General features: G+C 68.6%; 5 protein-coding genes. 2 read left to right on the top strand and 3 right to left on the bottom strand.

Annotated elements, in window-relative coordinates:
• Positions 1–272: 272 nt before the first annotated feature.
• Both B8W69_RS11190 and B8W69_RS11185 read right to left on the bottom strand, forming a co-directional pair.
• Positions 273–1,679: a cystathionine beta-synthase gene (locus B8W69_RS11190; protein ID WP_085289881.1), complete on the bottom strand. Its 1,407-nt coding sequence runs from the start codon at positions 1,677–1,679 to the stop codon at positions 273–275.
• Positions 1,680–1,740: 61 nt separating this feature from the next.
• Entirely contained in the window at positions 1,741–2,808 is a 1,068-nt protein-coding gene (locus tag B8W69_RS11185; protein WP_085289880.1) for an alpha/beta hydrolase fold domain-containing protein, read from the bottom strand.
• A 244-nt stretch (positions 2,809–3,052) separates the two neighbouring features.
• Between B8W69_RS11185 and B8W69_RS11180 the strand changes: the two genes are divergently transcribed.
• Positions 3,053–4,015, top strand: coding sequence for an SGNH/GDSL hydrolase family protein (locus B8W69_RS11180; RefSeq protein ID WP_110881899.1), 963 nt, complete (start codon positions 3,053–3,055; stop codon positions 4,013–4,015).
• Positions 4,016–4,108: 93 nt separating this feature from the next.
• Positions 4,109–5,326 carry an acetyl-CoA C-acetyltransferase gene (locus B8W69_RS11175; protein WP_085289878.1) on the top strand — a complete coding sequence of 406 codons (1,218 nt, stop codon included), beginning with the start codon at positions 4,109–4,111 and terminating at the stop codon, positions 5,324–5,326.
• Positions 5,327–5,486: 160 nt separating this feature from the next.
• Here B8W69_RS11175 and B8W69_RS11170 read toward each other — a convergent pair whose 3' ends face one another.
• Positions 5,487–6,338 (bottom strand): Bax inhibitor-1/YccA family protein, encoded by an 852-nt coding sequence (locus tag B8W69_RS11170; protein ID WP_085289877.1) that lies wholly within the window; start codon positions 6,336–6,338, stop codon positions 5,487–5,489.
• Positions 6,339–6,463: the final 125 nt, after the last annotated feature.

The raw sequence follows: 6,463 nt of genomic DNA, 5'->3' as shown, positions 1-6,463 counted from the left end.
CCTATCCGCCGCCCCCGCCACCGCCGCCCGGCGGGTACGACCCGCCGGGCGGCGGTGGCGGGGGCGGCGGATAGGACCCCGCGGGCGCCTGCGGAGGCGGCTGTTGACCACCCGAGGGCCCGGGCGACGAGGGAGGTGGCGGGTAAGCGCCGCCGGGCGGCGGTTGATCGGTCATGGGCAACCTTCACTCCGGGTCAGCTGGACCCCTAGCTGGGACAGCCGAAACAGTACCCGAGCGCGTCGCGCCCCGGCGAGACGCGCGGGGCCGCGAACTAGCGGCGCCCGGGCAACCCCCGAGGTCCATCGGAGAGGAAACCCAGCAAGTCGTAGCGGGTGATCACGCCCACCGGTTTGCCTTCCTCGACCACCATCAGCGCGTCCCAATCGCGCAGCGCCTTGCCGGCCGCGCTGACCGACTCCCCGGCGCCGATCATCGGCAGCGGCGGGCTCATGTGCAGCGCGACCGCGTCGGCCAATTTCGCCCGGCCCTCGAAGACGGCCGACAGCAGTTCGCGCTCGGAGACGCTGCCGGCGACCTCCCCCGCCATCACCGGCGGCTCGGCGCCGACCACCGGCATCTGCGACACCCCGTACTCACGCAGGATGCCGATCGCGTCGCGCACGGTCTCGGACGGGTGGGTGTGCACCAGGTCGGGCAGCTCCCCGGACTTGCGGCGCAGCACGTCGCCGACCCTGGACTGTTCGGTGGAGCCGTCGAGGCGGCTGCGCAGGAACCCGTACGACGACATCCAGGCGTCGTTGAAGATCTTCGACATGTAGCCGCGTCCGCCGTCGGGCAGCAGCACCACCACGATCGAATCGGGGCCGGCCTGCTCGGCGACCTTGAGCGCGGCGACCACCGCCATGCCGCACGAACCGCCGACCAGCATCGCTTCCTCGCGGGCCAACCGCCGGGTCATGTCGAACGAGTCGGAGTCGGAGACGGCGATGATCTCGTCGGGCACCGTGCGGTCGTAGGCCTGCGGCCAGAAGTCCTCACCGACGCCCTCCACCAGATAGGGCCGGCCGGTGCCGCCGGAGTACACCGACCCCTCGGGATCGGCGCCGATGATGCGCACCGCGCCGTTGGACACCTCTTTGAGGTAGCGGCCGGCGCCGGTGATCGTTCCGCCGGTGCCGATGCCCGCGACGAAGTGGGTGACCTTGCCGTCGGTGTCGGCCCAGATCTCCGGGCCGGTGGTGGCGTAGTGGCTGGCCGGGCCTTCCGGGTTGGCGTACTGGTCGGGCTTCCATGCGCCGTCGATCTCGGTGACCAGCCGGTCGGAGACGCTGTAATAGCTGTCCGGGTGCTCGGGCGGCACGGCGGTCGGGCACACCACGACCTCGGCGCCGTAGGCCATCAGCACGTTGCGCTTGTCCTCGCTGACCTTGTCGGGGCAGACGAACACGCACTTGTAGCCGCGGTGCTGGGCGACGAGGGCCAGCCCGACGCCGGTGTTGCCCGAGGTGGGCTCGACGATGGTGCCGCCGGGCCGCAGCTGCCCGCTTGCCTCGGCGGCGTCGATCATCTTCACCGCGATCCGGTCCTTCGAGCTTCCACCGGGATTGAGGTATTCGACCTTGGCCGCCACGAGGCCGGCACCGTCGGGGACGACGGAATTCAGACGCACCAGCGGTGTGCCGCCGATGAGGTCACTGATGTGCTGCGCGATCCGCATGCGTTCATCGTCTCAGGCGGTTTCGCACCGCGCACAACTACTCTCCGCGCGGTTTGCGTGTCTAGCCGGTGGCCTCGCGGATGTAGTCGCCGATCTGCCGCAGCGAGCGCATGGCCTCGGGGACCATCGGCGCGGCCAGCTGAAAGTCGTGGATCTGCCCGGGCCACACCCGCACCTCGGCCGGCACGCCCACCGCGGCCAGGCTGCTCGCCGCAAGCCGCGCGTCGTGCAACAGCACCTCGGAGCCCGACACGTGGATCAGCGTGCGCGGCAGGCCCGGCTTGATGTGATCCAGCGGCTCGTAGATCTCTTCGGGCTTCCCGTCGACGATGTTCTTCCGGGCCGCCCCGGCCACCAGCTCGGCGAGCGCATCGAACGCCCCGGCCGTGAACATCGCATCCGTCTCGATGTTGGGGTGGGCCTGCTTAGGTTCTTTGGCCAGCTGCAGCAGGGGCGAGATCGCCACCAGCGCAGCGGGCTCCTCACCCTCGTCCTGCAGGCGCTGGGCCAACGTGAGCGCCAGGTAGCCGCCCGCGGAGTCGCCGGCCAGCACGATCTGGTCGGGTTCGTACCCGCGCCGGCGCAGCCATCGATACGCGTCGTGACAGTCCTCGAGCGCCATCCCGACCGAATTCTTCGGCAGCAGACGGTAATTGACCACCAGGATGGGCGAATCGGCGAACTTGGACAGGGCTTCGACGAGCCGGCCGTGCGAGTTCGCCCCACAAGTCAGAAAGGCGCCGCCGTGCAGGTAGACGATCACGCGGCGGCTGCCGTCGGCGGGCAGCACCCCGGGCGCGCGGACCAGCTGCGCCGACGCATGGGGCAGCTTCACGGTCTCGCGTACGGTGGCCGACGCCGGGATCAGCACCCGGGCGGTGAGGTCGATGAGACCCCAGGGCCAGGGCAGGTTGGGGACATGGCTGCCGACCGACAGGATCGGCCGGATGGTCAGACGCGAGGTGAGGTTCGCCAGTCGCGCGGCGACGCTGGGCCCGGATTCCAGGACCTCGACGGGTGCCCCGTCGCTGATGGCGAATTTGCGCGACTGGGCTCGACGCGCTCTCAGGACGTCATGGGGCCGAACGGTAGTTGCCGATGACCCCGATTCCTTGCTAGGTGCAGTCATGCTCAACACTTCCTACGTCGTTGTAGTGCGATACAGCATGTGACGAGGCGACCGAGCGTCTTGGTTCAGCCGTTTGCCAAAGTGCTCAGCCGACCCCTTGACATCAGCTTGACAGGCGTTGCTTAGTACAACGTATGAAATAGCTGATTCGATACCAGTTTTGCTTCGCACCGTAATCAGTTCGTTTTCCAGCAACCCCCGCGAAACTCGCAGCGGCTTTAAACTTGATTGCGTGACCATGCGGGTGCCACGCCGTTCGGCGATCGCCCTGGCCACAGCGGGCGCGCTGGCCTCAACAGGAACCGCCTACCTGGGGGCACGCAGTCTGTTGGTCGGCCAGGCCTCCCACGCGCGCACCATCATCCCCAAGTCCTGGGACATCCCGCCCCGTGCGGACGGCGTGTACGTGCGCGGCGGCGGCCCGGTGGAACGGTGGCATCGCGGCATGGCGGTCGACCAGCACCTGATGATCTTCGGTGACTCGACCGCCGCCGGATACGGCTGCATGAACGCCGACGAAGTGCCCGGGGTACGCATCGCCCGCGGCCTCGCCGAGCAGACGGGCAAACGAATCCGGTTGAGCACCAAGGCGATCGTGGGCGCCACCTCCAAGGGCGTGTGCGGTCAGGTCGACGCGATGTTCGTGGCCGGCCCGCCGCCCGACATCGCGGTGATCATGGTCGGCGCCAACGACGTGACCGCGCTGAACGGCATCAGCCAGTCGGCGCAGCGGCTGGGGTTGAGCGTCCGCAAGTTGCGCGCCCGGGGCGCGGTGGTGATCGTCGGCACCTGCCCGGATCTCGGGTTCATCAGCGCCATTCCCCAACCGTTGCGGTCATTGGCGCACGAGCGGTGCCTGCAGCTGGCCCGCGCGCAGACCGCAGCGATCAGATCGGCCGGTGCTGTGCCGGTGCCGTTGGCGCAGCTGATGGCGCCGCAATTCCGCGCCACCCCCGACGCCATGTTCTCCGCCGACGGCTTCCACCCCTCGGCACCGGCCTATGCGCTGGCGGCCGACGCGCTGCTGCTCGCCCTCTGCGACGCGCTGGGCGAGGAGGTGGAGCGTCCGCCGGTGAGTTCGCCGGTGCCGGCGGCGACGCCGGTGCTCGGTCAGCAGCACACCCGCACCAGCGTGATGTCGCGGCTGTGGCGGCGTCCGGCGCCCGGACCTGCCCCGTCGTCGTGCCCCGAGGTCGGCAGCGACTAGATTTGTTCTCGCCCGTCGGGGTGGACCTACCGCCCGAAGGTGAAGCGAGCCAGCCCCATCTGTGGGATCTGCAGGGATCTGAAGGGAACCACCATGCCTGAAGCCGTCATTGTCTCAACTGCTCGCTCGCCGATCGGCCGCGCGATGAAGGGGTCGCTGGTCAACATGCGCCCCGACGACCTGACCGTCCAGATCGTGCGCGCCGCGCTCGACAAGGTGCCCGCCCTGAACCCGCACCAGATCGACGACCTGATCCTGGGCTGCGGCCAGCCCGCCGGCGAATCCGGCTACAACCTGGCCCGGGTCATCGCCGTCGAGCTCGGCTTCGACTTCCTGCCGGGCACCACCGTCAACCGGTACTGCTCGTCGTCGCTGCAGACCTCGCGGATGGCGTTCCACGCGATCAAGGCCGGTGAGGGTGACGCCTTCATCTCCGCGGGTGTGGAGACCGTGTCCCGCTTCGCCAAGGGCAGCGCCGACTCGTGGCCGGACACCAAGAACTCGCTGTTCGGTGAGGCCCAGGAGCGGTCGGCCGCCGCGGCCGAGGGCGCCGAGGAGTGGCACGACCCCCGCGCCGACGACAACATCCCCGACATCTACATCGCGATGGGCCAGACGGCCGAAAACGTTGCGCTGCTGACCGGCATCAGCCGCGAGGACCAGGACCACTGGGGGGTGCGCAGCCAGAACCGCGCCGAGGAAGCGATCAAGAGCGGGTTCTTCGAACGCGAAATCACCCCGGTGACCCTGCCCGACGGCACCACCGTGAGCACCGACGACGGCCCGCGTCCCGGCACCACCTACGAGAAGATCAGCCAGCTCAAGCCGGTGTTCCGGCCCAACGGCACGGTGACCGCGGGCAACGCGTGCCCGCTCAACGACGGCGCCGCCGCGGTGGTGATCACCAGCGACACCAAGGCCAAGGAACTGGGCCTGACGCCGCTGGCGCGCATCGTCTCCACCGGGGTCAGCGGCCTGTCCCCGGAGATCATGGGCCTGGGCCCGATCGAGGCGACCAAGAAGGCGCTGGCGCGCGCCAAACTGTCGGTCAGCGACATCGACCTGTTCGAGATCAACGAGGCGTTCGCCGTCCAGGTGCTGGGCTCAGCGCGCGAGCTGGGCATCGACGAGGACAAGCTGAACGTGTCCGGCGGGGCGATCGCGCTGGGCCACCCCTTCGGCATGACCGGCGCACGCATCGCCACCACGCTGCTCAACAACCTGCAGACGCACGACAAGACCTTCGGTCTGGAGACCATGTGCGTCGGCGGCGGCCAGGGCATGGCGATGGTGATCGAGCGGCTGAACTAGGCCGCTCGAGCGTGACGCCCGGCGCGTCGAGTGTGAAACGGCGGCGGCGACACGCCGTGTACACCCGCCCTCAGCTCACACTCAACGCCGTCAGCTCACAACCGCTATACGAAAAAACCGGCACGCCAACGGGCGTACCGGTTTTTTCTCTGTGGCAGAGCTAGTCGTTCTGCAGATAACTCAGCAGACGCAGGATCTCGATGTACAGCCAGACCAGCGTCACGGTCAGGCCGAGCGCGATGCCCCATGCCGCCTTCTCCGGCGCGCCGGCGCGGACCATCTGGTCGGCCGCGTCGAAGTCGATCAGGAAGCTGAACGCCGCGATCGCGATGCACACCAGCGAGAAGATGATCGCCACCGTGCCGCCGCTGCGCAGGCCAAGGCCGGTGCCGCCGTTGACGTGGAACATCGCCAACACGAAGTTGCCGAGCATCAGGGCCAGCACGCCGAACATCGCGGCGACCAGCATGCGGGTGAACTTGGGCGTCACCCGGATGGCTCCGGTCTTGTAGACGACGAGCATGCCGAAGAACACACCGAAGGTGCCCAGCACCGCCTCACCGATCAGCGCCCCGGCGTTGGCGTTCGACACCGAGAAGTTGGCGAAGACGAACGAGATGGCGCCCAGGACCAGACCCTCGAGCACCGCGTAACTCAACACGATGCCCGGGTTGTCCTGCTTGCGGCCGAAGGTGGCCACCAGCACCAGGACCAGGCCGCCCAGCCCGCCGACCAGGGCCAGCGGCATGGCCAGCGCGACGTCGCGGGCGACCAGGAAGTAGGAGACCACGGCGGACAGCGCCAGCACGGCCAGCGTGATGCCGGTCTTGGTGACGACGTCGTCGATGGTCAGCGGACGCGAAGCTTTGGCCTCCTGATACGGGGCCTGGTAGGGAGCCGCGTAGGGGTCGGCTCCATAGCCCTGCATCGGGGGCGCGCCAGTGCCGAATTGCGCGTATCCGCCCCTCTGCTTAGGCAGCGAACGAAATACCGGGTTGCTTGTCTCCCGCACCGTCGGATCCTCTCTAATTGGCTTCGAGCTGTGCGAACACAATCTCAACGATCGGCGTTGCACCCTGGTTCCCAGCGGACCTGGGCATTTTCCCGTGTGCGCAGCCTCCGCAGTTGTCGTCGCGT

The sequence above is a fragment of the Mycolicibacterium vulneris genome (assembly GCF_002104765.1).
GTDB classification, from domain to species: Bacteria; Actinomycetota; Actinomycetes; order Mycobacteriales; family Mycobacteriaceae; genus Mycobacterium; species Mycobacterium vulneris.
This window is presented reverse-complemented; position numbering and strand designations above follow the sequence as displayed.

Excerpts from the sequence above, each read along its gene's own strand:
- B8W69_RS11190 (WP_085289881.1), bottom strand. The coding sequence starts at position 1,679 with ATGCGGATCGCGCAGCACATCAGTGACCTCATCGGCGGCACACCGCTG.
- B8W69_RS11185 (WP_085289880.1), bottom strand. The coding sequence starts at position 2,808 with ATGACTGCACCTAGCAAGGAATCGGGGTCATCGGCAACTACCGTTCGG.
- B8W69_RS11175 (WP_085289878.1), top strand. The coding sequence starts at position 4,109 with ATGCCTGAAGCCGTCATTGTCTCAACTGCTCGCTCGCCGATCGGCCGC.